Here is a 23,996-nt window from a genome sequence, read left to right as displayed (position 1 = left end):
GCTGAATCCCCGTCAATAACATCAAAACCAGCCTCTTTCATGCCTTTTTTAAAGTATTTTGTGTTCCAATCAACTTTATCCCTTAAAGATGTATCATTTTTGAGCATATCAAAAACTTTAATCGACGCACCAACAATTGCAGGGGCTAAAGAATTTGAAAAGAGATAAGGCCTTGAGCGTTGCCGCAAAATTTCAATGATTTCCTTTTTAGCTGTGGTATAGCCTCCCATGGCTCCTCCCATGGCTTTTCCTAAAGTGCCGGTAATGATATCTATTCTTCCCAAAACACCTTTTTCTTCAAGAGTACCGATCCCAGTTTCGCCAATAAAGCCAGTAGCATGGCATTCATCAATCATCACCAAAGCATCGTACTTGTCTGCCAAATCACAAATCTTGTCTAGTGGAGCTACCAAACCATCCATAGAAAATACACCATCGGTAACAATAATTTTAAAACGTGCCCCGTTTTGGTTGGCGGCCACAAGTTGTCTCTCAAGATCCTCCATGTCATTATTTTGATAACGATATCTTGCTGCCTTACAAAGTCTAACACCATCAATAATTGAGGCATGGTTTAAGGAGTCCGATATTATGGCATCTTCTTTGGTTAATAAAGGTTCAAAAACACCACCATTTGCATCAAAAGCAGCGGCATATAAAATGGTATCTTCAGTACCATAAAAATCAGCTATTTTTTGCTCAAGCTCTTTATGAATATCTTGGGTGCCACATATAAATCGTACGGAAGACATCCCAAAGCCATGAGAATCTAAGGTGTCTTTTGCAGCTTGTATTACTTCAGGATGTGAGGACAATCCTAAATAATTATTAGCACAGAAGTTAAGCACTTTTTGGCCAGTGTTCAATGTTATTTCTGCACCTTGGGGTGATGTTATAATACGCTCTTTTTTAAAAAGCCCAGCTTCTTTGATTGATTCGATTTCTTGTTGTAAGTGTGTTTTTATATCTCCGTACATGTAATTAGGTATTAGTAATTGAGCAAAGATAATACCTATAAATTACACTTCAACCACATCGATTACATCATTTATATAAACGATAAACTTATGTTTGATTCTATAATTCATGTCTTCTAAAACTGAGGCATAAGTGTTGATTTGTGATTTGTAAAGCGCTTTTTTCTCACCTGTTTTATAGTCTGTTATAACGACCTCCTTTTTTGGGTTTATATTAATGCGATCTGGTCTTAGAGTTTTACCGGATTTGGTGATGATATCCCTTTCATTATATATCTCATGACCATCCGAAAAATAAGAATTAAGCTTAGGATGTTCAATGATATCCATAACCAAAGTCCTTAATTTTAATTCTTCTGTTTTTATAATGTCACCTGATTCTAAGAGATCATTGAATGCAAAGTCAATATCTTGTATGGTTTTAATTTTAGATAAGATGAGATGAACCATATTACCTCGTTCTATCGCTTTTTCTTGTTTGGTGTCCCAAAGTTGACCAGCTTTGGTAATAATGCTTAAGTTATGAGCTTCCTTTGGCACAGAGATAAGATTAAGAGTTTTTGAACTCAGTTCTTTATCCATATTGTCTATGTCAAGGCTTAATGTCCCAAAACTGTATGTCAATCGATCATCCGACCATAACCCAATATCTTTTAGGTAGGAAATCAACATTCCTGAATAGGTGTTGTTATTTGTTTTCCCCTTAACGTTTATATCGCATTTAGAAATGATGTAAAGCCCTTCAACTGCTCTTGTCAGTGTTACGTATAATAAATTAATATTGTCGAGCTCTAATTGAGACTGATGCATATGATAAATTTGCCGACCGGTTTCACCAAAATGTTCAATGTCTCTATTGTAATTGAGTAACAATGTTTCGAAACCACTGTGCTTAGTATTATCAACAGGAAACCAAATTTTTGGTTCTATCTCCTTGTAGATGTTAAGATCAGCAAAAGGAAATATGACAATGGGAAACTCTAGACCTTTACATTTGTGAATGGTCATGATTTGAACGGCATTGATATCACCTGGTGAGACTACACTGAGTCTATCTTTTTCCTTTTCAAAATAATCAATGAATGCACTTAAATCCGAATTTTGTTTTTGAGTAAATTCTAAAACAATATCTAAATAAAATTCAAGGAAAGCATCCGAAGTATTGTGTAGATTAAAGGTTCTAATGAGTCGTTCAACCAAATCATAGAGAGGTAAACCCAAAAGACTTTTTTTGTCTAAAAATATATTTAGGCTTTCAAGACTTTGAAGTAAGTCGTCGACACTCGATTTAAGGTGCGTTTCGAAAAATAAGTGCTTGTCTTCTATGTTGTATAGTTCAGCTAAGAATGACAGTATATTAACTTTTAAGCTATCGTTAGTAGGTTGAAGTAATAATTTTAAAAACGAATCAATAAATTGTATTTTATCAGAATTTTTTAAAAGTAATGTTTCCGAAGAGGTAATTTTCATTCCCTTTTCACTGAGGTAATTGGCAATAGAGATCCCTTGTTTTCGCTTTCTAACAATAACACAAATATCGTTAGCCACATATCCTTGTTGATAACATTGGATGATTGTTTCATACACTTTATTCGCATATAGCTCGTTATCATCATCTTCCTTAGAAATATTTAGAAATTCAATATTTACGTAGCCTTCATAATCTCTATGGGTGTATTGTCCAGCATTCTTATACAAATCAGAATAGCCTTCACTACTAAAGTAATTTTCGCTTAAGAACCGAAAGAATCCGTTATTAAAGTTTATGACTTCTCTTGCGCTTCTGTAATTAGTATCTAATGATAAGACTTCAGCCTCAATCTGAAATGGATTTCTTGTTTTATTATAAAGGTTGATGAATTGTTCTGCAACACCTCCACGCCATCTATAAATGGCTTGTTTGACATCGCCCACCAACATTGCAGAACCATTTGAAGTGGAAAGGGCATTGTCTAAAAGTGGCACCAAGTTTTCCCATTGCATTTGTGAAGTATCCTGAAACTCGTCAATAAAATAGTGCTTGTATTTTTCACCTAATCGTTCATAAATAAAAGGGGTTGGCTGACCTTTGATTTTGTTGCTAACGATTTTATTAAATTCTGAAATCAGCATTTTATTCTGCGCTTCCTTTAATTGATTCAATTCAGTTTGAATGGCATTTAATACCGAAAGCGGTGTGATGTTTTTATGAAAACCTTTTTTGAGTTTGAGTTCAAAAATTTTGGTTTTTGTTTTTACAAACGCCTCAATTAAGCTAGGTTGAATATCTTCAATTATCGAGGCAATACTTGAGGTAACACGTTTAGGATAAATAGGAAGCCCTTCTATTAAGTCGGTTTGCCAAGCAGACTCAAAGCGTACATTAAAATTCTTTTGCTCTAAGCTCTTAAAATAATTAGGTAAGGATTTTCTGTTAAAATCATCGTTTTGCAAACCACACTCTTCTATTAAGGTCAAGGTAGTCTTTGCAATTTCTACAATATCATTTTCAAGTATGGTAATGTCCTTTATTAGTTTTGTTTTTAAGAGTTTAAAATCTGCAATGGTTTTGTTGCTTAAAGTCTCAATAGCTGTTAAGTCATTTTCGCTTATGAGCAACTTGGCTATTTTCTTAAAGTCGTAACTAATATCCCAACTCTTATCATCGTCAGCCTTTTCTATGGCAAAATCAACTAGGGTATTTGTCAATATTGTATCGCTTCCTGCTTTTGATATTAAGCTGTCAACGGCTTCGTTCAACAAACGTTCCTCCTCTAGCTCAACTTCAAAATTTACGGGGAGTTTTAAATCGTGTGCAAAGGTTCTAATAACTCTATGTGTAAACCCATCAATGGTAGAAATATCAAAGGCACCATAGTTGTGCATTATATGTTTTAAAATCTGCTTGGATTTGGTATGAAGATATTCGGGCGAAATAGAGAGTTCTTCACAAATAGCAACGAAGATAGCATTCGGTTTGTTAAGGCTTTTGTTGTCGGTAAATAATCGAAACATTTCTAAAATGCGTTCTTTCATTTCACCAACTGCTTTGTTAGTAAAGGTTATGGCTAAAATGTATTTAAACTGTTCGGGGTTTTTGGATTGCACCAAAATTTTAATAAATGACTTCGCAATGGTGAAGGTTTTACCGCTACCTGCGGATGCATTATATATTTTGAATGTGGAATTTTGCAAAAGAAAAATTTTATACCAAAATAGGTAATCTTAATAATTTATTAGGAACATCTTGTTCTCAATATTGTAAATTTGTTAAAGTTAAATTACTAATACTTAAAACAAAAAATCATGGCATTTGAATTACCAAAATTAAAATATGCGTACGATGCATTAGAACCACATATCGATGCTCGCACAATGGAAATCCATCACTCTAAGCATCATAATGGTTACACTACGAAGCTAAATGCTGCAATTGAAGGCACAGATTTAGAAGGAAAGTCTATCGAAGATATTTTAACCAATTTAGATATGGGTAATGCTGGTGTAAGAAATAATGGAGGAGGTTTTTATAACCATTTGCTATTTTGGGATGTAATGAATCCTGAAGACAGGGGTTATTTGTCTGGTGAGTTAAAAGACGCTATAGAAGCAGAGTTTGGTTCTAAGGATGCTTTTATTGAGGCATTTTCCAAAGCTGCAGCAACACAGTTTGGGTCTGGTTGGGCCTGGCTATGTGTACATAAAGGTGGAAAAGTTGAGGTATGTTCTACTCCAAACCAAGACAATCCATTAATGCCTGGAGTAACCTGCGGAGGTACACCAATTTTAGGATTGGATGTTTGGGAGCATGCTTATTATCTAAACTACCAAAATAGACGTCCAGATTATATTGCGGCCTTCTTTAAGGTCATTAATTGGAATGAAGTTGAGCGTCGTTATGCTGAAGCAAAATAATTATAAATTCCCTTTTAAAACTAAAAAGCCAAGTTGAAAAACTTGGTTTTTTTATGCCATAAAATGAAAAAAGGTGAACAGAAAGTTCACCTTTTTTGCCCCAAATCTACCATAAACTTAACCTACTTATGTTATGGTGAATCAAATATAAGTTTACATTAATTCAACTATTAAATTTTTTGGATAAACGACCTATATATTAGTCTAAGCGTGGAAACTACTGTAATAAGCAACAATTATGTTCTAAAATGGTTCTACGATTTATTAAATTACTTAAAGCAATACTTTAATTAACTCCATAAAAAAAGGTGAACACTGTTCACCTTTTTTTGCCCCAAATCTACCATGAACTTAACCTACTTATGTTATGGTGATACCAATGTAAATGTTATTTGTTAAAACGATACATATATTGGACGAAATGCATTTTTCTTGGGTAAAATGCACATTTTTTCGGATTAAACGCTAATTAGTATGCACGTTCCTTATTTCCTTCGTAGAAATTTATGAAGGCTCTATTGACAACTCTGTTTCCTCCGTCCGTTGGATAATTACCTGTAAAATACCAATCACCTAAATTTTTAGGGCAAGCCTTATGGAGGTTTTTTACAGGTTGAAAAATTATTTTTACGTCAGAGTTGACAGCGTCATCACTTAGTAGCTCAGCTATTTTATCGGATATCTGTTCGTCCGTGAAATTATCGTAAATCTCCTTAACATAGTTCACTACGTTTTTGTCCTTTAAATCTACTTGCTCGAGACATTTTTGATATACCTCTTCTACAATATGATATAGGTTATGGTCTTTTAATAATTCTAAAGCTGCTCTAAAAGCCACTAGGCTTTCGAGATTGGCCATATCTATACCGTAGCAATCCGGATAACGTATCTGTGGTGCTGAAGAGACAACAATGATTTTCTTGGGGTTAAGCCTGTCCATCATTTTAATGATACTTTTCTTCAACGTCGTTCCTCTTACAATACTATCATCTATGATTACTAAGTTGTCCGTTGGTTTTATAACTCCGTAAGTCACATCATAAACGTGCGCTACCAAATCATCTCTACTACTATCTTCTGTAATAAAAGTTCTTAGCTTAACATCTTTGATGGCAATTTTTTCAATTCGTGGCCTCTCAGATAAAATTTCCTCTACTTTCTCTGCGGATAATTCTCTTCGTCCACTAAGTATAGTTTGTGTCTTTTTATGATTAAGGTGCTCCTCAACTGTATCTATCATTCCAAAGAAAGAGGTTTCTGCTGTATTTGGAATATAAGAAAAAACAGTATTTTGAGTGTCGTTATCAATAGCCTCAAGTACTTTTGGCATTAATAACCTACCAAGTTCTTTTCGTTCTTTGTAGATTTCTGCATCACTTCCTCTTGAAAAATAAATGCGTTCAAAAGAACACGCTTTTCTTTCTAAGGGTTCGAGTATTTTAGTTACTTCTGTTTTGCCCGATTTTTTGGTAATGATAGCGTGTCCTGGATCTAATTCTATAACGTCCTCAAAAGGAACATTGAATACGGTTTGAATAACAGGACGTTCTGAAGCGACGACCACCACTTCATCATCTTTATAATAGTAGGTAGGCCTTATACCTGCAGGGTCTCTCAATACAAACGAATCACCATGACCTAATAATCCAGCCATAGCATAGCCTCCATCCCAATTTTTGGCAGCACGTTTTAAAATCTTACTTAGTTTTAAACGTTCTGCAATAAGTGGTGAACATTCAATTTTAGAATAGCCCTCTTTCTTTAAATCCTTATATATTTTGGCCACTGCATCATCTAAAAAATGACCTATCTTCTCCATCACGGTGATGGTATCTGCCTTTTCTTTTGGGTGCTGACCAATATCAACCAAGTTGTTGAAAAGCTCATTAACATTGGTCATATTAAAATTACCCGCAACAATTAGGTTTCTGTGCATCCAGTTATTTTGTCTTAAAAAAGGGTGAACACTTTCAACACTGTTTTTACCGAATGTTCCATAACGTACATGGCCAAGCAGTAATTCACCCACATAAGGAATGTTTCTTTTTTGAAGAGCAACATCGTCTTTATATTCAGGATGCTTTGTTATTTCATCGTTGATGCGCTCATTGATTTGCGAAAAAATATCTTGAATAGGTTGCTGTTCGATAGAACGTATTCGACTTATATAACGCTCTCCGGGATTTGTGTCTAATTTTATACTGGCAAAACCCGCACCATCTTGCCCACGGTTGTGTTGCTTCTCCATCATTAAGTACATTTTATTCACCCCATAAAATGCACTTCCGTATTTTTCCTTGTAGTATTCTAACGGTTTTAATAGTCTTATAAGTGCAATACCGCACTCATGTTTTATAGCATCACTCATTGTAAGTAATAAAAAAACGCGCTTATTCAGAAGCGCGTTGGTTTAAGTTAGTCTTATATCGAATTGTGTTAAATTCTTAAATTGTTGCAAACGTTTACGGATTTCATCGGCTTTAAGATCCACCATACGTTCTGTGCCAAACTTTTCTACACAAAAAGAAGCCATTGTGGATCCATATATAATGGCATTTTTCATATTTTCAAATGAATAATCTTCTGTTCTTGCTAAGTACCCAGCAAAACCTCCTGCGAAAGTATCTCCTGCTCCGGTCGGATCAAAGACTTCTCTTAATGGCAATGCTGGCGCGTAGAACACATTGTCTTCATTGAACAATAAGGCCCCGTGCTCTCCCTTTTTAATAACTACGAATTGAGGGCCCATTTTATGAATTTTACTGGCTGCGTTGACCAATGAATATTCGCCTGTTAATTGTCTGGCCTCTTCATCATTAATAGTAATCACATCGATATGCTGCATTACTTTATGTAAATCTTCTAGAGCACTATCCATCCAGAAATTCATGGTGTCTAAAATTACCATTTTAGGTTTTGTCGTCATTTGGTTTAAGACGCTCATTTGTACAGCAGGGTGTAAATTCCCAAGCATTACAACTTCAGCATTGAGGTAGTCCTCAGGAACAACAGGATTAAAATCAGCAAGTGTATTTAATTCGGTAACTAAAGTATCTCGAGAGTTCATATCATTATGGTAACGACCACTCCAAAAAAAGGTTTTCCCTCCTTTAACAATTTCAACACCTTTAAGATTTACACCTCTTCCTGACAGAAGATCTAAATAATCCTGAGGGAAGTCATCACCAACGATTGAAACTGCAGCACAATCCACTTTAAATTGAGATGCGGCCAAACCAATAAAAGTAGCAGCTCCACCAAGAATTTTGTCAGTTTTACCAAAAGGGGTTTCTATAGCATCAAATGCTAAAGTTCCGACAATCACTAATTTGCCCATTAATGCAATTTTAATTTAAGGTGCAAAAGTACATAAAATATATTCCTTATAAAATAACACTCTATAACAATACAATGCGATTATTTTCTTCCAAAATCTGCAGGAATCTCTCCCCAGGCTTTGGTTTCCCATTTAACAATTGTGGTTTGGTACTCATTGGTTTTTAGCCATTTTATTGCGCGGTCAACCAACTCAAATAAAGGTTTGTTGTTTTCAGTACGTTCTAGCTTAGAATTGCATGTTTTTTTTCGTACCCAACTCATAGCCGTTTTTGAGTCCGTGTAAATAATGCGATTGCTTTTGTGCTGTTTTAAAAAAGCTAAACCGTGAACAATGGCTAAGAACTCTCCTATATTATTAGTGCCTTCTTCAAAAGGACCTTGGATAAATAGTTGTCTTTTGGTTTTGGTATCGACACCTCTATATTCCATCTTACCTGGGTTACCACTTACAGCGGCATCAACACAAATAGAGTTGAGGTTGGGTGATCCGATTTTTTTAAGTTGCTCGTCCGAAAGCTCGCTTTTAAATGTTTTAGATTTTCCAATATAATCATTAGGACCTTCTTTATAAGCTTTTTTGGCAGCTTCAAAGGTTGAAAACGATTTGTATTGCGCTCCCTTAAAATCTTTAATCTGGGCCTTACAATCTTCCCAAGATTCAAAGACTCCAGTATTGTGACCTTTCCAGACGGTGTAGTATTTTGTTTTCTTTTTGCTCATTTTGATGGTGACTGAGGCTCTCGAAGTCACAATAAATCTTTTTTAAAGGGCACTTCGAGAGCCTCAGTGCCCAGCAATTTCTCGACTACCAAAGGAAAATACTCCATCTCCAATTCGTGTATCTTGGCAGCTACCTCTTCAGCGGATTCTATAGGTAAAACCTCGCATTTTGCTTGAAAAATAATAGCTCCCTCATCATAATTTTCATTGACATAGTGAATGGTAATCCCAGTTTCGGCTTCTTTATTGGCAACTACAGCTTTGTGAACATGCATACCATACATGCCTTTTCCACCATATTTTGGTAAAAGGGCTGGGTGAATATTTATGACTTTATTTTTGAATTCATTTAAAATGAATTCAGGAAATTTCCAAAGAAAACCAGCAAGAATAATTAAATCTGGTTGGTTAATTCTTAAAATATTGAGCACATCATTTGACTTAGAGAATGCAATTCTATTGAAAGATAAAGCGCTAATTTTTAGAATTTTACATCGTTCTAATACTTTGGCATGAGGATTGTTGGTCAATACCTGAACAACAGAAGCATGGTCACTATTTTGAAAAAACCGAATTAAATTTTCAGCATTACTTCCGCTACCGGACGCAAAAATTACTACACGTTTCATATATAATTGCAATCTTCATAAAGTTCAAAAACAAAAAAAAGAATAATAATTTACAATTAGGCACAAAACAAAAAGACTTCTGCCGAATTTTTGCACTAAAGTGCACATTTTATCGGTAAAGATGATTTTTAAAATAAAGTTTTTTATTTTTGCGGTCTAATTAAAACTTAAAATTAAAAGATTATGTCAGACATTGCATCAAGAGTAAAAGCGATTATCGTAGACAAATTAGGTGTTGATGAAAACGAAGTTGTAACTGAAGCGAGCTTCACTAACGACTTAGGTGCAGATTCACTAGATACTGTAGAATTAATCATGGAATTTGAAAAAGAATTTGATATTCAAATCCCAGATGATCAAGCTGAAAACATTGCAACAGTTGGTCAAGCTATCTCTTATATAGAAGAAGCAAAATAAGACTTTATTTTTATGGAATTAAAGCGAGTCGTAGTTACTGGTTTAGGTGCACTTACACCAATTGGCAATACCAAAGATGAATATTGGGATGGTCTTGTCAATGGGAAAAGTGGCGCTGCCCCAATTACACATTTTGATGCTGAAAAGTTCAAAACACAGTTCGCTTGTGAAGTAAAAAATTTCAATGTTACTGACTTTATTGATAGAAAGTTAGCACGTAAGATGGATAAATTTTCGCAATATGCTATGGTGGCTTCAGATGAAGCTATTGCAGATGCGAATCTAGATCTAGACACAATAAACAAATATAGGGTAGGTGTTATTTGGGGAGCTGGAATAGGTGGTCTTGAAACCTTTCAGGAAGAAGTCCTAAATTATGCCAAAGGGGATGGTACTCCAAGATTTAACCCATTCTTTATCCCAAAGATGATTGCGGACATTGCTCCAGGGAACATTTCTATAAAGCATGGCTTTATGGGGCCAAATTATACAACTGTTTCAGCGTGTGCCTCGTCTGCAAATTCTCTTATCGATGCACTAAATACTATTCGTTTAGGGCATTGTGATGTTATTATTACTGGTGGAAGTGAAGCTGCTGTTACTATTGCAGGTATGGGTGGTTTTAATGCCATGCATGCGATGTCTACAAGAAACGATAGTCCCGAGACCGCTTCAAGACCGTTTGATGCTAATCGTGATGGTTTTGTATTAGGTGAAGGTGCAGGTGCTATTATCCTCGAGGAATACGAACATGCCAAAGCCAGAGGAGCTAAAATCTATGCCGAGGTTATTGGTGGTGGTTTATCCTCTGATGCTTATCATATGACAGCTCCACATCCAGATGGAATAGGCGTTGTTGCAGTAATGAAGAATTGTTTAGAAAATGCGGGCTTAGACCCTGAAGATGTAGATCATATTAATACACATGGCACATCCACGCCATTAGGTGATGTTGCTGAATTGAAAGCTATATCAGAAGTGTTTGGCAGCCATGCTAAAAATATCAATATTAATTCTACCAAGTCTATGACAGGCCATTTGTTGGGCGCAGCAGGAGCCATTGAGGCTATTGCTTCGATTTTGGCCATAGAAAACAGTATGGTTCCACCTACAATTAACCACGAAACGGTTGACGAAAGCATAGACCCAGAATTGAATTTGACGCTCAATAAAGCTCAGAAACGAGATATTAAAGTCGCAATGAGTAATACATTTGGATTTGGCGGTCACAACGCTTGTGTATTATTTAAAAAGCTAGATTAAATCCCGAATGGGTTTCATTCGTAACATATTAAAGAATTCCCGTACTGAACAAGACGGGAATTTTTTTTTACAACTAAAAAAGATTTTGGGTTTTAAGCCAAAATCCCAATCTCTTTACATAAAAGCCTTTACGCATCGTTCCATGAATATAAAGGATAAAAAGGGGAATCCAATTAACTATGAAAGACTGGAATTTGTGGGAGATGCTATGATAAGTTCAGTTATTGCTGCCTATCTCTATGAACAGGTACCTCATGGAGATGAAGGTTATCTCACCAAAATGCGTTCTAAGGTGGTAAGCAGAGAACACCTCAATGAGTTGGGTAAAGAATTGAATCTCATAGGCTTAGTGCAAAGTAGAATCCCTAAATCTAATTTTGGTAATAATATTCATGGCAATTTATTTGAAGCCTTAGTAGGGGCCATCTATTTAGATAAAGGTTATAAGGTTTGTGAAAATTTCTTATACAAGCGTGTTATTAACCCTCATGTTGATATCGAAACCCTAGAAGGAAAGGTTATTAGCTATAAAAGTTTATTGATAGAATGGTGTCAAAAAGAGAAAAACACCTTTGACTATGAGGTCTATGAGGATACAGGAAATGACGAGTTAAAGCATTTTTCAGTTAAGCTAAGTATCAATGACAAAGTGGTATCCAAAGCAAGGGCAACTTCCAAGAAGAAAGCAGAAGAAAAAGCATCAAAACGTGCATTTTTTGCATTTCAGAAACAAATCACCAAGCATATCTGATTGTATCGATATTTAAGTTTATTTTTAAATCCTATTTTACTACAACGTTTTCGTAGGTTTTAAGCAACAAGATTAACCAAAAGTTGACATAATCAACCTATTATTATACTATATTTACCACTCAAAGTTGTAACTGTATGGCTTTACATAAACTTCTGGTTGATGATTTTTATGACGATACCTACAAACTTATTGCGATTCATTGTGGGCTAGAAGATTACCGTTTGGCTTATTTACTCAACCAAAGTTTAGGACTTAATTTAAAACGGAAATCAAACGATTTGGATTTTGAGTATTTAAAGTCATCATACAGTATTTTTGAATGGAATAATGCCTCGCAATATGTTACTTGGAATTTAGTATCTAACGTTTGCAAAAAAGAAGAGGATAGCTTATACAGTACTGGTCTATTTCAGTCTGAAGACAAAGTCATAAAGATTTTTAATCTTGTTCCAGAACATAAAAGTGTAGATTACTTTATTAAAATTTCAGATGAAATACAGAACATAAATGATAAATTAATTTTACATAAACTGCAGAATATTCAGCAGATTGTAACCAGTTATTCGGTAAATCCATCACAAATAAAATCTAAAGACCATTTAATCTTTTGAATTAATGTCAAATAAAAAAACAAAAATAGTAGCCACCTTAGGCCCTGCAACCAGCAATAAGGAAATTTTAAAGGCGATGCTAGAGGAAGGTGCCAATGTTTTTAGAATCAATTTTTCCCATGCAGATTATAAAGATGTTGAGGAGCGTATTAAAATGATAAGAGCGCTTAATGCCGAGCATGGCTACAATGCATCAATTTTGGCAGATTTACAAGGGCCGAAACTGCGTGTTGGCACTATGAAGGGAGATGTCATCGTCAATGAAGGGGATGAAATAATTTTCGCTACAGGAGAACGATTTGAAGGGACAAAGGAACGTGTTTATATGACCTATGAGAACTTTCCTCAGGATGCCAAGCCTGGTGAGCGTATATTGTTAGACGACGGTAAGCTAATCTTCGAAGTTGTTTCTACGGATGGGACATCTGAAGTAAAAGCAAAAGTACTTCAGGGAGGACCCTTAAAATCCAAAAAAGGAGTTAATCTACCGAACACTAATATTTCTCAACCAGCCTTAACCGAGAAAGATATAGACGATGCCATTTTTGCCATTGGACAGCGCGTTGATTGGATTGCCTTGTCTTTTGTTAGGCATGCAGAGGATTTAATACAATTAGAGGAATTAATCAAGGAACATAGCGATTATAAAATTCCGATTATAGCCAAGATAGAAAAGCCCGAAGCTGTTGAGAATATCGATAAAATAGTTGCTTATTGTGATGGTTTGATGGTAGCTCGAGGTGATTTGGGTGTGGAGATTCCTGCTCAGGAAGTACCACTTATCCAGAAGCAATTGGTGCTTAGAGCTAAGCGTGCTAGGATACCCGTAATCATTGCTACACAGATGATGGAGACCATGATTACAAGCTTAACTCCGACACGTGCAGAGGTCAATGATGTCGCTAACTCCGTTATGGATGGTGCCGATGCCGTAATGTTGTCTGGTGAAACGTCTGTTGGTCAATATCCAGTACAGGTTATTAGACAGATGGCGAACATCATTCGTAGTGTGGAAGACTCCCCATTAATTGAAGTACCGCAATCGCCACCTCATATACGTACTAAACGTTATATTACAAAGTCTATATGCTATCATGCGGCAAATATGGCCAACGAAATCAATGCCAAAGCCATTTCTACTTTGACCAATAGTGGATATACCGCTTTTCAAATATCGGCTTGGAGACCAAAGGCGCACATATTGGTTTTCACTTCTAACACGCGAATTCTGACACAATTGAGTTTGCTCTGGGGCGTTGAAGCATTTTATTATGATCGATTTGTAAGCACGGACGAAACCATAGAAGACGTTAATGCTATAGCCTGTAAAAAAGGCTATCTCGAAGTGGGAGATATGCTTATTAGCTTAGCAGCAATGCCAATACAAGCCAAAGGTATGGTAAATACACTACGTGTTACTGAAATTGAGAGTTGTAGCTTTTAATATAAAAATTTATATTTAAGCGTTCCACTCTTCTATAACAGCTATAGGAGCGTGCCTTCTGCTGCCACTCTCTTTGAGCAACTTCAACAATTACTTCATCACTAAAGAAAGAACAATTATACCAAACGACTAACAAGGCGTTCTACACATGGCGCAATAAATAATATTGCTGGAATGACAAATACATAAGCCAATATCCACGATTTTATCCAGGTTTTTAGAAAACTTTCAGTTATCCCTAAATTAATAGCTATTAACGCGAAAGAAATAATACCCGTAGTTATCATTCCCATAATTAAAGCAAAAACAAGTTTTCTTTTGACCTCCTGTTTACTAACTAAATCTTTCATAGATTTTGGGGTTACAGGTTGCCTTAACTTGTTGATGTAAGGCAACTCCTAGTAGTTTATTTTTAAATTTAATAATGACGGTTAACTTAAGGCTTTCATAATCTTCATGCGCTTTTCGCTATAACCATAGTATTTTAAATTGGTTTCTATAACGGTAGGTTTATCAAGCACTCCTTTAAAATGTGAAAAGCACTCAAAACTATACTTACCATGATAACGACCCATACCACTATGACCAACTCCACCAAAAGGTATATTAGGATTAGATACTTGCATAACGCAGTCGTTAATACCACCGCTACCAAACGGAATTTCATTCAAAAAGCGGTCTTTTATAGCGTTGCTATCAGAGAATAAATAAGCTGCCAATGGTTTTTCAAAACGTTTAATGATGTCAAAGGCCTCATCTATGGTTTCATATTCAATGACTGGTAATAAGGGTCCAAAAATCTCTTCTTGCATTACCTTGTCATCTAAATTTACTTCAGTTAATATGGTAGGTTGAATTCTTCGATCCTCACGATTATAACCACCACCATAATGTACCTTTTCTGGGTCAATAAGATTCACCACACGATCAAAGTTTCTGCTGTTAATTATCTGAACATAGTTATTGTTTTCTTCAGAGAAATTACCCTTTTCAATTTCTTGTATGGTCAACTTTAAAAACTCTTCTTTAATGTCTTTATGTACCAAGGCGTAATCGGTAGTAATACAAAACTGGCCAGAGTTGACGAATTTTGCCCAGATCATACGTTTAACACCAATCTTTAAAGCAGCGTCTTTATGAAAGATAGCAGGGTTTTTACCTCCTAGCTCTAAGGTAACATTGGTTAGGTGTTCAGCAGCAGCTTTATTAACGATTTTACCGACCATTGGACTACCTGTAAAAAATATCTTATCGTAACGTTGTTTTAGTAATGCCGTGGTTTCTGGGATGGCACCTTCTACAACGCATAAGTAATTTGGATCAAAATTTTCGTTGATAATTTTAGTCATTATTTTACTGGTTTCTACAGGAAGCTCACTAGGTTTTAAAATCGTAGTATTACCTGCGGCCATAGACCCAACCATTGGTGTTAAAGATAGGTTGTACGGAAAGTTCCATGCACCAATAACTAAAGTAACACCTAAAGGTTCTGGTACTAAATAGCTTTTTGCCGGGAAGTTTAGCAAATTGGTTCTAACACTTTTGTGCTGCATCCATTTTTTGAGATTTTTTATGGTTAGATTAATCTCATCAATTAACGGAAAAAACTCGGTTAACTGATTTTCATATTTAGATTTACCAAAGTCTTTAAATATGGCTTGGTGCATTTCTTCCTCGTGCTCTAATAGTAAGGCCTTTAGCTTTTTTAGTTGCTTCAATCTAAACTCTGCGGAGCGTGTAGCGTTACTGTTAAAATACGCTCTTTGGTTGTTTACTAATTGATTGACGTCTTTCTCAAATTGTTCTATTGAAAGGGGTGTTTGTGTGGTCATGATTTCTATATTTTTGATGCAGTATAATTAATTAACTGCCGATTGCTTTTTAATTCTATTGATTAAAGATTTTGCCGATAAAAATGGTGCAAGTCTTAGTTCTAATCTTTGGTTGAAACCTAATCCGGCAATGACTTCAACCTCTCCTTTTTCCATGGCGTTGTAACCTTCTAAGGCAACATCGGCTGCGCTTGCTGGCTTTTTGTAAATAGCGGTTTTATTCATCCCAGAGTGATCACCAAATGCTGTTTTTGTAGCACCTGGCAATACTGCCGTAGAAGATACATTGGTGCCGCTTAATTCACCATATATAGATCTATTAAAGGACGTTACAAAGGCCTTAGTTGCAAAATATACAGCTTGAAATGGGCCTGGGATTAAACTCACTGTAGATGATACATTTAATATCTTTCCAGAATCGCGAGCAATAAAATCTGGTAAGAATTGTCTGGTCAATGCCGTAAGTGCCAATACGTTTACCTGAATCATTGCCAAATCTGTGTTCCAGTTTCTTTCGTGAAATGCACCAACGCCACCAAAGCCCGCGTTATTAATGAGGTAATCTATTTTAATATTACTGTTTTTTAACTCATCATAGATTTCTTGTGGTGCGGATAATTCGGTAAGATTTTTAACAATGGTGTAAACCGTTGTACCAAATTGGTTTTCTAATTCGCTTTTTAAGGATTTAAGCCCTTCAGCGTTCATGTCAACGGCAACGATGTCGCCACCTTTAGCAGCGTGAATACGAGAAAATTCTTTCCCGATGCCGCTTGCTGCTCCTGTAATTAATGCTGTTGTTTTCATTGTGATTCGATTTTTAACTTAAAACGATACCACAAAATTATTGGGTGCAATCGATGAAATATTTACCCTATGGTAAAAAACGATGTGTCAGATATTTTTTCTGATTCTGCTTAAGCTTTGTTGAGTGATACCTAAAAAGGAAGCAATATGAGATAGTTTAGCTTTTTGAAAAATGGTAGAGTGTTCTGCCATGAGCTTGAGATATCTAGATTCGGCAGTTTTTGTATGTATTTCCATTACTCTTCGGCTAAAGGTCATTGCAAATTCTGCAAGCAACTTTCGGGCTTCTTTATTGGCGGAAGGTACATTTTCAATAACAGTATTAAGCTGGTCTGAAGAGATGAGCAAAACGTCCGTTTCTTCTAAAGCCTGAATGAAAAGAATATTCTCTTCCTTATTAAAATAGCTGAATGGTGAGGTGATAGTTGTGTCTTTTGGTGAAAACCAATGGGTGATTTCGTTTCCATCAATATCAAGATAGTAAACACGCAGGAAACCTTTTAAGACAAAATAAAAGTAATCGCATCGTTGTCCAGCTTCGAGTAGTAATTCGTCTTTTTTCAGTAATCTATTCTGTAAGCCAAGATTGTATTCAATATTCCAGTCTAATAGATTTTTTGAAGAGAAGAATTTTGATTGAAACATTTTTTAGGATTAGCTTTAAGGTTATAAATTTAATACATTAAAAATCAAACTTTAACTGTACGCTGACAGATTTTTTTTCATCTACAGAAGCTTTATTCAAGGTGGATTTATCCGTATTTAGATTAGAGAGTGAAATACCCAAAAGCCGTACCGAATTATTGAGCTTTTCTTGGTATAGTAAATCTTTCGCTGTTTCTAGAATAATAGCTTTGTCACTTATGTAATAGGGCAAGGTTTTACTTCTTGTTTGCAATGTAAAGTCGCTATACTTTATTTTTAAAGTAACTGTTTTTCCTGCGACTTCACTTTTATCTAATCGTCTTGAAACCTCTTCAGCAATTTGCTCCAATTTTTCGAGCATAAAGATTTCAGAAGACAAATTCTCACTAAAGGTGCGTTCTGCGGCTAAAGACTTTCGTATTCGGTTGGGTTTTACTTCACTGTTGTGAATGCCACGTACCACATGGTAATAATAACGACCAGACTTACCAAAGTTATTGTCTAAATAGTCTAGGCTTTTAGATTTTAAATCTTTACCAGTAAAAATGCCTTTTTGATACATTTTTTCTGCTGTCACCTTACCAACGCCATAAAACTTTCTAATATCCAAATCTTCCAAAAACTGTATAACATCCTCTGGGTTTACGGTTTTTTGTCCATTGGGTTTATTATAATCGCTCGCTACCTTAGCAATAAATTTGTTAATGGAAATACCAGCGGAAGCTGTTAGTCCAATCTCATTAAAAATGCGTTGTCTTATTTTCTGGGCAATTAAAGTGGCACTAGGTAACCCTATTTTATTCTCAGTAACATCGAGATAGGCTTCATCTAATGATAAGGGCTCTACTAAGTCGGTATAATCAAAAAAAATGCTTCGGACACGATTAGAAATTTCCTTGTAGCGATCAAAACGATGTCTAACAAATATTAGATGAGGGCAAAGTTTTTCCGCTAAGCGGCCAGACATAGCACTTTTTACGCCATATTTACGGGCTTCATAACTTGCAGCGCTAATCACGCCTCTTTTGCTACCACCGCCAACAGCAATAGGTTTACCTTTAAGTTCGGGATTATCCATTTGCTCTACAGAGGCATAAAAGGCATCCATATCGATATGAATTATCTTTCTTATTGGTAAATCGTCAATCATAATGTAAATTTAGGCATTAATCACCTTAAATCTTAGCTGTTTTGGCTGAAGAGATTGAACGTAAGTTTTTAGTAACGTCAGAAAAATTTAAAGAAGAAGCTTTAAAAAGCTATGTTATCAAGCAAGGTTTTTTGAATACACATAAAGAACGAACGGTGCGTATAAGGCTAAAAGAGGATACAGGCTATATAACGGTAAAAGGAAAATCTTCCGATGATGGTTTATCACGTTTTGAATGGGAAAAGGAAATCTCTAAACAAGAAGCTGAATCACTATTAGAACTACGTGAAAAACCTATTATTGATAAAATACGCTATGAGGTAAAATCTGGTGACCATATTTTTGAGATTGATGAGTTTTTTGGTGATAACGAGGGTTTAATTATTGCTGAAATTGAGCTACAATCAAAAGAAGAGGCTTTTGAGAAACCTAAATGGTTAGGGAAGGAAGTTACAGGTGATATTAGATATTATAACTCGCAATTAAGTAAACAACCTTATAAATATTGGAAATAATGAAAAGAATAATCTTAGCGCTATTAGTGTTTTGTGTTCTTGTGTCTTGCAATAATGAAGATAAAAAGATAGGTGCAGAGGAATTAGCTAATGAGGCTACAGCGGATATTGAAACTATTAAAGAACAGTCTATTGCTGAAATAAAAGCAAAACTTGTGGATAAAGGCTACCAAGTTTTCGATTACGTCGATGAAAAGACCAATGACACTACATTGATGCAGCAGTACTTTATTGCATTTTTAAAACGAGGGCCAATACGTAATCAAAATGAGGAGGAAGCATCCAAATTACAAAACGAACATTTGGCACATTTAGGCAAAATGTACGAGTTGGGATATGCCGATATTTCAGGACCTTTTGGTGATGATGGTGATATTAAAGGTATTACCATATACAACGTACCTACCCTACAAATGGCAGACAGTTTAGCCAATGCCGACCCAATGGTTAAAGCAGGCCGATTGGTAATAGAAGTCCATCCTTGGTGGGCAGCGAAAGGGTTTCCATTGAGATAACAAATAACGCTCTGAGAAATCAGAGCGTTATTAATCTAGATTTTAAGTTGCTTTAGCTTTCTATCATTTAATCATTTGAACCAACAATTGATCCAGAACCACTTTGACCAACCCATGTGCCCGTAGATTGATTGAAAGCATAAGTCATATCACTAATACTATCTGAAAATGCAAAGCTACCATTAGAGGCTACTAGCGAACCACTTCCACTTTGACTTACCCAAGTGCCTGTATATTGATTGAAAGCGTAGGTTGTATCACTGATACTGTCAGAAAACGCAAAATTTCCATTAGAGCCTATCATAGACCCTGAGCCACTTTGACTAATCCAAGTTCCTGTAAATTGACTGAAAGCATAAGTCGTGTCACTGATACTATCAGAAAACGCAAAATTTCCACCAGATCCAATTATAGTTCCAGAACCACTTTGACTTATCCAAGCACCTTCTGATTGATCAAAAACGTATGTATCATCACTGATACTGTCTGAAAATGCAAAATTTCCATTAGAAGCGACAATAGTTCCTGAACCACTTTGAGCTACCCACGTGCCTGTAGAAATACTTAATGCATAGGTTGTATCACTAATGTTATCGGAAAAGGCAAAACTTGAACTAGCTTCTTCGGATGAGACAGGGTTGCTTGTATTATTCGAACTGTCCCCTGAATTTTTAGCGTACAAAGCATATGGCACACTCAATAACTGGCTAGTACCTTCAATGGTGTAATTGGTGCCACCTGTCGGGTCGGTTTCAGATTTTATATAGTAAGTTCCATCGCCCCAATCAATGGAAGCGAAGTCATCAGAAGTTGAACCAGAACCTATAGACAAAGTAACTAATCCATTTTCATTTGTAGAAACGGTATGGGTTTCTGTATACACTGCTGTTCCTGTTTCTGAATTTTGTAATATGCTAATTCTTATTCCAACAGACGTGTCTTGAATTAAGTCACCATTTGCATTGCGCACTAAGGCTTGATAACTCATTAACTCGGGCGCTTGGGCAAAAGAAACAAAAGAGATAAAGAATAACAGAGCAGTTAAGTATAAGTTTTTCATGGATTATTTTTTTGAAATTTTAAAAGATTTAACAATGGTATTATCTTTAAGTATATTAAAGATGTAAATTGAAGTTTCGAGCGATGTGAGTTCGATTTTAGATTGTAATGTATTTAACTCTCCAGATGTTACAGTTCTACCGGATAAGTCTATAATTTGATAGGTAAAGTCATCCACAGAATTTAAATGAACGTTCAAAAAATTCTCCGTTGGATTTGGGAAAACTTTAAGCGTTAAATTATTAAACTCGTCTATACTTAGGGTTTCTGAAACTTCGAAAGGTATTTGCGATCCAACAGACAAACTTCCACCAGTTCCTGTTGCTTCCTTATAATGGATTAAGCCAACAGAATAAGTAACTTTTCCTGCTGATGACTCACTGTCTGAACCTGAAGAAAGTACATGATTTTGAGCTGTCATCTGGAGAGCAAAACCTAATAGTGTCAAAAAGAGCAGTTTTTTTTTCATTAATAAATGTTTGATTAATAGATATTAAAAATACGTGGATAGTCTTAAAAAAGCCTATCATTTGTTAATTTGATAGGCTTTTTGATAAATGATTTATTAACAAGACTATTTTTGAGCTTGAGGTCCTCCACTAACTATTAAGAATTCTGAACGTCTGTTTTGTTGATGTTCTTCATCAGTACAGTTAGAACCACACTTTACTTTAAGCTCACTTTCACCTTTTCCTTCAGCAGAGATACGAGATTCATCAATACCCTTAGAAATTACATATTGCTGTGTACTCTTGGCTCTACGTTGCGAAAGGCTTCTGTTATAGGAATCAGAACCTCTACTGTCTGTATGCGATGTAGCATTAATAACTAAATCTGGATATTTGTTCATGATTTGAATTAATTTGTCTAATTCAAATGCAGCTTTAGCCGTAATGTTCGATTTGTCGAAATCAAAATAAATTGGGTTTAAGACAATTTCTTCTGGCTTAATAATTTCCTCTATTGGGTCTAAAGAAATCTGAACGGTTAATTCTTCTTCACTTGTTCCGCTTACTTGAACTTTTTTGCTTTCAAAGTCTTCCATAACCACTTCTAGCTCAACGTCATTTTCGCATTCAACAATAAATTCAGCAACACCTTGCTCGTTACTCGTTTTGGATACAACTTTATTACCTTGGGCATCGTATAAAGAAACTGAAGCACCGCTTAAAGGTTCTCTTGTAGTATCATCTAAGACAGTAGCTGTTATAAGAACATCACAAAGCGGTTGTAATTTTTTAAAGGCATAGACATCATCACTACCTTGCCCGCCATCTCTATTAGAAGAAACAAAACCTTCTTCTGATTCTTCATCTATTGTAAATGCAAAATCATCACCATTACTATTAATAGGAATACCCACATTTCTAATAGGAGCCATTTTACCATCAATTTCTTTAGTATAAAAGACGTCCATTCCACCAAGCCCTAAATGACCATTAGATGAAAAATAGAGTGTGTTATTACTACTAATATAAGGGAACATTTCTTGTCCTTCAGTGTTAATTTTTTGACCTAAGTTTTCTGGTTCACCAATTGTACCATCGTCATTAATAGGTGCTTTATACAGGTCGAACAGACCATAACCTCCTGGCATATTCGATGAAAAATATAGGGTTTTACCATCAGGACTAACAGAAGGATTTTTTACGGAATAATTTTCACTGTTGATGGATAAACTCTCTACAGTATCCCAATCCGATCCTAACTTTGTAGCTTTAAAAAGATATAATTGCCCAAATCTGGCATTGCTTAATGAGTCTTTTTGAAAGTCTTTTTCAAAATAACTTTCCCTTGTAAAATACATGGTGTTACCATCTGGGGAAAAAGATACCAATCCTTCGTGAAATTTGGTATTTATTTTGTCATTTAATAATGTAGCAGCCTGATAAGAACCATCAGCGTTTTTTGATAATGAATAAATATCCAAGAAAGGTTCTTGATTCCATCCGTAGGTTTTACGATTGTCATTACGACCAGAAGCTATGTATAGCTTACCATCATAGATAGTGCCACCAAAATCTGATTGCTCAGAATTAAAACCAGCATCTTGAACGTTAAACTTTTTACCTTGTTCTAAGATTTTAGGTAAATAATTAGGATTCTTTCTATATGCTGTAGCTCTATTGTCAGAAGGACGCATCGAAGCGAATTTTTCCATTTGTTGGTTGGACTCCTCATACTTTCCATTAGCCTTAAGCATTTCCGAATATTTGTAAATCAATTCTGGATCGTTAGATGTTTCTAAGGCCTTTGCATACCATCTTTCAGCTTCAACAGTACTAAAGATATTGTAATAAGATTCTGCTAGTTGCGCATAAACATAAGGGCTACCTTTACCATTTTCAATAAGTTTATTATAGCTCTCTGCTGCCTTAACAAATTCAAATCTAGAAAATTGCTTATCAGCCTTTTTTGTGTCACTGTTCTGAGCAGTTAAGCATAAACTACTCATCAACGCAATAAATAAAAATATTTTTAAGTTTTTCATAATTGTTTAGCTTAACGGATTAAAAGTATCTAGGTGAACGAGAAACACGTTTCGGGAAATTAAGATCAAATAGCAACATAACCTCATGGGATGCAGGTGCAAATGCTTCAATCTCGGAAGATACAGCATCATAGGCATAACCCACTCTTATAGAAGGTGATAGTGCAAAATTGACTAAACCGGAAATTGAATCATCTAACCGATAGGAAGCTCCAATTTCAAACTTCTTAAAAAACCTTGCATTAAGGTTAACATCAAAAGAAGTAGGCGCATCAAAAGCCGATTTAACCATAAAAGAAGGCTTTAATTCAGTATTAGGCGACAAATCAAATACATAACCACCAGTTATAAAATAATGTTGAGTTTCAGAACCAATTTTATTACCATTAGAATCTAAATGCACTGAAGATAACATATTAGGTACCGATACTGATATATAGTATTTATTGGTATAGTAAAATAAACCTGCACCGATATTAGGTGTGGTCTCATTGATTCCAATACCAAAGAAGGGGTCTCCGGGATCAATAACATCAACATTACCACTTGTAAGATCTATATCATGAAATGTTGCACCAGCTTTAACACCGAAGGCTAAACGATGTTCTCCTCCAAATTTTAATGTGTAAGACACATCAACATAAGTATTGGTTTCCGTTACGGGGCCAATTCGATCTGAAATTAGAGATAAACCCAATCCAAGGTTATTACCAATTGGAGAATGACCAAAAAATGTTCCAGTTTCTGGGCCACCATCTATTGCTGTCCATTGATTTCTGTATAATAATCCAAAGGAGAGGTTTTCCCTAGAACCAGCATATGCAGGGTTGATAATATTCATATTATACATATACTGCGTGTACTGAGGATCTTGTTGCCCATGCATTTGAAAAGCCAAGAGCAATACCGCTATAATTGAGAGTTTTTTCATTAT

General features: G+C 35.5%; 23 protein-coding genes. 8 read left to right on the top strand and 15 right to left on the bottom strand.

The genetic code is table 11. The features are described from left to right. Window positions 1-977 (bottom strand): glycine C-acetyltransferase (gene kbl / locus Q0992_RS06515; RefSeq protein ID WP_299521537.1); only part of this gene is annotated, 977 nt, incomplete at its 3' end. Window positions 978-1,019: 42 nt separating this feature from the next. Further along, the gene (locus tag Q0992_RS06510) at window positions 1,020-4,151 is read right to left on the bottom strand and encodes an exodeoxyribonuclease V subunit beta (protein WP_299521536.1); all 3,132 of its coding nucleotides are present in this window, start codon (window positions 4,149-4,151) and stop codon (window positions 1,020-1,022) included. A gap of 111 nt (window positions 4,152-4,262) precedes the next feature. On the opposite strand from Q0992_RS06510, the gene Q0992_RS06505 reads away from it, so the two are divergent. Continuing rightward, window positions 4,263-4,871, top strand: coding sequence for a superoxide dismutase (locus tag Q0992_RS06505; protein WP_299521535.1), 609 nt, complete (start codon window positions 4,263-4,265; stop codon window positions 4,869-4,871). A 469-nt stretch (window positions 4,872-5,340) separates the two neighbouring features. Here Q0992_RS06505 and Q0992_RS06500 read toward each other — a convergent pair whose 3' ends face one another. From Q0992_RS06500 to Q0992_RS06485, 4 genes are all read right to left on the bottom strand, one after another. Next, window positions 5,341-7,239 (bottom strand): amidophosphoribosyltransferase, encoded by a 1,899-nt coding sequence (locus tag Q0992_RS06500; protein WP_299521534.1) that lies wholly within the window; start codon window positions 7,237-7,239, stop codon window positions 5,341-5,343. A gap of 42 nt (window positions 7,240-7,281) precedes the next feature. Continuing rightward, window positions 7,282-8,208 carry a PfkB family carbohydrate kinase gene (locus tag Q0992_RS06495; RefSeq protein ID WP_299521533.1) on the bottom strand — a complete coding sequence of 309 codons (927 nt, stop codon included), beginning with the start codon at window positions 8,206-8,208 and terminating at the stop codon, window positions 7,282-7,284. Between the two features lie 80 nt (window positions 8,209-8,288). Next, window positions 8,289-8,930: a ribonuclease H family protein gene (locus Q0992_RS06490; protein WP_299521532.1), complete on the bottom strand. Its 642-nt coding sequence runs from the start codon at window positions 8,928-8,930 to the stop codon at window positions 8,289-8,291. A gap of 26 nt (window positions 8,931-8,956) precedes the next feature. Then, a complete protein-coding gene (locus tag Q0992_RS06485) occupies window positions 8,957-9,559 on the bottom strand; it encodes a phosphoribosylglycinamide formyltransferase (RefSeq protein WP_299521531.1) in 603 nt (200 codons plus the stop codon). 183 nt (window positions 9,560-9,742) lie between these two features. Between Q0992_RS06485 and Q0992_RS06480 the strand changes: the two genes are divergently transcribed. From Q0992_RS06480 to pyk, 5 genes are all read left to right on the top strand, one after another. Continuing rightward, complete coding sequence (locus tag Q0992_RS06480) at window positions 9,743-9,976, top strand: acyl carrier protein (protein ID WP_008269813.1); 234 nt, start codon at window positions 9,743-9,745, stop codon at window positions 9,974-9,976. Between the two features lie 12 nt (window positions 9,977-9,988). Then, window positions 9,989-11,239, top strand: a complete 1,251-nt coding sequence (gene fabF, locus Q0992_RS06475) for a beta-ketoacyl-ACP synthase II (protein ID WP_299521530.1) — start codon at window positions 9,989-9,991, stop codon at window positions 11,237-11,239. A gap of 7 nt (window positions 11,240-11,246) precedes the next feature. Further along, window positions 11,247-11,990 (top strand): ribonuclease III, encoded by a 744-nt coding sequence (gene rnc / locus Q0992_RS06470; RefSeq protein WP_299521529.1) that lies wholly within the window; start codon window positions 11,247-11,249, stop codon window positions 11,988-11,990. A gap of 137 nt (window positions 11,991-12,127) precedes the next feature. Beyond that, on the top strand, window positions 12,128-12,604 hold the full coding sequence (locus Q0992_RS06465) for an IPExxxVDY family protein (protein ID WP_299521528.1): 477 nt from the start codon (window positions 12,128-12,130) through the stop codon (window positions 12,602-12,604). A gap of 4 nt (window positions 12,605-12,608) precedes the next feature. Next, window positions 12,609-14,048: a pyruvate kinase gene (gene pyk, locus Q0992_RS06460; RefSeq protein ID WP_299521527.1), complete on the top strand. Its 1,440-nt coding sequence runs from the start codon at window positions 12,609-12,611 to the stop codon at window positions 14,046-14,048. A 116-nt stretch (window positions 14,049-14,164) separates the two neighbouring features. Here pyk and Q0992_RS06455 read toward each other — a convergent pair whose 3' ends face one another. The 5 genes from Q0992_RS06455 to dinB all read right to left on the bottom strand — a co-directional run bounded on the left by Q0992_RS06455 (window position 14,165) and on the right by dinB (window position 18,482). Next, window positions 14,165-14,398: a DUF2798 domain-containing protein gene (locus Q0992_RS06455; RefSeq protein WP_299521526.1), complete on the bottom strand. Its 234-nt coding sequence runs from the start codon at window positions 14,396-14,398 to the stop codon at window positions 14,165-14,167. A gap of 81 nt (window positions 14,399-14,479) precedes the next feature. Beyond that, entirely contained in the window at window positions 14,480-15,880 is a 1,401-nt protein-coding gene (locus tag Q0992_RS06450; protein ID WP_299521525.1) for an aldehyde dehydrogenase, read from the bottom strand. 27 nt (window positions 15,881-15,907) lie between these two features. Next, window positions 15,908-16,687 (bottom strand): SDR family oxidoreductase, encoded by a 780-nt coding sequence (locus tag Q0992_RS06445; protein WP_299521524.1) that lies wholly within the window; start codon window positions 16,685-16,687, stop codon window positions 15,908-15,910. Window positions 16,688-16,774: 87 nt separating this feature from the next. After that, the gene (locus Q0992_RS06440) at window positions 16,775-17,332 is read right to left on the bottom strand and encodes a Crp/Fnr family transcriptional regulator (RefSeq protein WP_299521523.1); all 558 of its coding nucleotides are present in this window, start codon (window positions 17,330-17,332) and stop codon (window positions 16,775-16,777) included. Between the two features lie 37 nt (window positions 17,333-17,369). Then, a complete protein-coding gene (gene dinB / locus Q0992_RS06435; protein WP_299521522.1) occupies window positions 17,370-18,482 on the bottom strand; it encodes a DNA polymerase IV in 1,113 nt (370 codons plus the stop codon). Window positions 18,483-18,523: 41 nt separating this feature from the next. Here dinB and Q0992_RS06430 point away from each other — a divergent pair, with 41 nt between their 5' ends. After that, entirely contained in the window at window positions 18,524-18,997 is a 474-nt protein-coding gene (locus Q0992_RS06430; RefSeq protein WP_299521521.1) for a CYTH domain-containing protein, read from the top strand. After that, window positions 18,997-19,512 carry a YciI family protein gene (locus tag Q0992_RS06425; protein ID WP_299521520.1) on the top strand — a complete coding sequence of 172 codons (516 nt, stop codon included), beginning with the start codon at window positions 18,997-18,999 and terminating at the stop codon, window positions 19,510-19,512. Before Q0992_RS06430 ends, Q0992_RS06425 begins: the two co-directional genes overlap by 1 nt. Before the next feature lie 67 nt (window positions 19,513-19,579). On the opposite strand, the gene Q0992_RS06420 is transcribed toward Q0992_RS06425, so the two are convergent. From Q0992_RS06420 to Q0992_RS06405, 4 genes are all read right to left on the bottom strand, one after another. Further along, window positions 19,580-20,572, bottom strand: coding sequence for a hypothetical protein (locus Q0992_RS06420; RefSeq protein ID WP_299521519.1), 993 nt, complete (start codon window positions 20,570-20,572; stop codon window positions 19,580-19,582). Window positions 20,573-20,575: 3 nt separating this feature from the next. Continuing rightward, window positions 20,576-21,040 (bottom strand): T9SS type A sorting domain-containing protein, encoded by a 465-nt coding sequence (locus Q0992_RS06415; RefSeq protein ID WP_299521518.1) that lies wholly within the window; start codon window positions 21,038-21,040, stop codon window positions 20,576-20,578. Window positions 21,041-21,145: 105 nt separating this feature from the next. Further along, on the bottom strand, window positions 21,146-23,062 hold the full coding sequence (locus Q0992_RS06410; protein ID WP_299521517.1) for an OmpA family protein: 1,917 nt from the start codon (window positions 23,060-23,062) through the stop codon (window positions 21,146-21,148). A 19-nt stretch (window positions 23,063-23,081) separates the two neighbouring features. After that, window positions 23,082-23,993 carry a type IX secretion system membrane protein PorP/SprF gene (locus tag Q0992_RS06405; protein WP_299521516.1) on the bottom strand — a complete coding sequence of 304 codons (912 nt, stop codon included), beginning with the start codon at window positions 23,991-23,993 and terminating at the stop codon, window positions 23,082-23,084. Between the last annotated feature and the right edge of the window lie 3 nt (window positions 23,994-23,996).

Source organism: Winogradskyella sp. (genome assembly GCF_028289625.1).
Classification (GTDB): Bacteria; Bacteroidota; Bacteroidia; order Flavobacteriales; family Flavobacteriaceae; genus Winogradskyella.
Note: the sequence above shows the minus strand (reverse complement) of the source record. Positions and strands in the feature narration are given on the sequence as shown.

Bases quoted from the DNA above. Each gene is read 5' to 3' on its own strand.
- Q0992_RS06410 (WP_299521517.1), bottom strand. From the start codon at position 23,062: ATGAAAAACTTAAAAATATTTTTATTTATTGCGTTGATGAGTAGTTTA.
- Q0992_RS06465 (WP_299521528.1), top strand. From the start codon at position 12,128: ATGGCTTTACATAAACTTCTGGTTGATGATTTTTATGACGATACCTAC.
- Q0992_RS06505 (WP_299521535.1), top strand. From the start codon at position 4,263: ATGGCATTTGAATTACCAAAATTAAAATATGCGTACGATGCATTAGAA.
- Q0992_RS06495 (WP_299521533.1), bottom strand. From the start codon at position 8,208: ATGGGCAAATTAGTGATTGTCGGAACTTTAGCATTTGATGCTATAGAA.
- Q0992_RS06440 (WP_299521523.1), bottom strand. From the start codon at position 17,332: ATGTTTCAATCAAAATTCTTCTCTTCAAAAAATCTATTAGACTGGAAT.
- dinB (WP_299521522.1), bottom strand. From the start codon at position 18,482: ATGATTGACGATTTACCAATAAGAAAGATAATTCATATCGATATGGAT.
- Q0992_RS06485 (WP_299521531.1), bottom strand. From the start codon at position 9,559: ATGAAACGTGTAGTAATTTTTGCGTCCGGTAGCGGAAGTAATGCTGAA.
- Q0992_RS06455 (WP_299521526.1), bottom strand. From the start codon at position 14,398: ATGAAAGATTTAGTTAGTAAACAGGAGGTCAAAAGAAAACTTGTTTTT.
- Q0992_RS06415 (WP_299521518.1), bottom strand. From the start codon at position 21,040: ATGAAAAAAAAACTGCTCTTTTTGACACTATTAGGTTTTGCTCTCCAG.
- Q0992_RS06450 (WP_299521525.1), bottom strand. From the start codon at position 15,880: ATGACCACACAAACACCCCTTTCAATAGAACAATTTGAGAAAGACGTC.
- fabF (WP_299521530.1), top strand. From the start codon at position 9,989: ATGGAATTAAAGCGAGTCGTAGTTACTGGTTTAGGTGCACTTACACCA.
- Q0992_RS06420 (WP_299521519.1), bottom strand. From the start codon at position 20,572: ATGAAAAACTTATACTTAACTGCTCTGTTATTCTTTATCTCTTTTGTT.
- pyk (WP_299521527.1), top strand. From the start codon at position 12,609: ATGTCAAATAAAAAAACAAAAATAGTAGCCACCTTAGGCCCTGCAACC.
- Q0992_RS06490 (WP_299521532.1), bottom strand. From the start codon at position 8,930: ATGAGCAAAAAGAAAACAAAATACTACACCGTCTGGAAAGGTCACAAT.
- Q0992_RS06500 (WP_299521534.1), bottom strand. From the start codon at position 7,239: ATGAGTGATGCTATAAAACATGAGTGCGGTATTGCACTTATAAGACTA.
- Q0992_RS06405 (WP_299521516.1), bottom strand. From the start codon at position 23,993: ATGAAAAAACTCTCAATTATAGCGGTATTGCTCTTGGCTTTTCAAATG.
- Q0992_RS06480 (WP_008269813.1), top strand. From the start codon at position 9,743: ATGTCAGACATTGCATCAAGAGTAAAAGCGATTATCGTAGACAAATTA.
- Q0992_RS06425 (WP_299521520.1), top strand. From the start codon at position 18,997: ATGAAAAGAATAATCTTAGCGCTATTAGTGTTTTGTGTTCTTGTGTCT.
- Q0992_RS06445 (WP_299521524.1), bottom strand. From the start codon at position 16,687: ATGAAAACAACAGCATTAATTACAGGAGCAGCAAGCGGCATCGGGAAA.
- rnc (WP_299521529.1), top strand. From the start codon at position 11,247: ATGGGTTTCATTCGTAACATATTAAAGAATTCCCGTACTGAACAAGAC.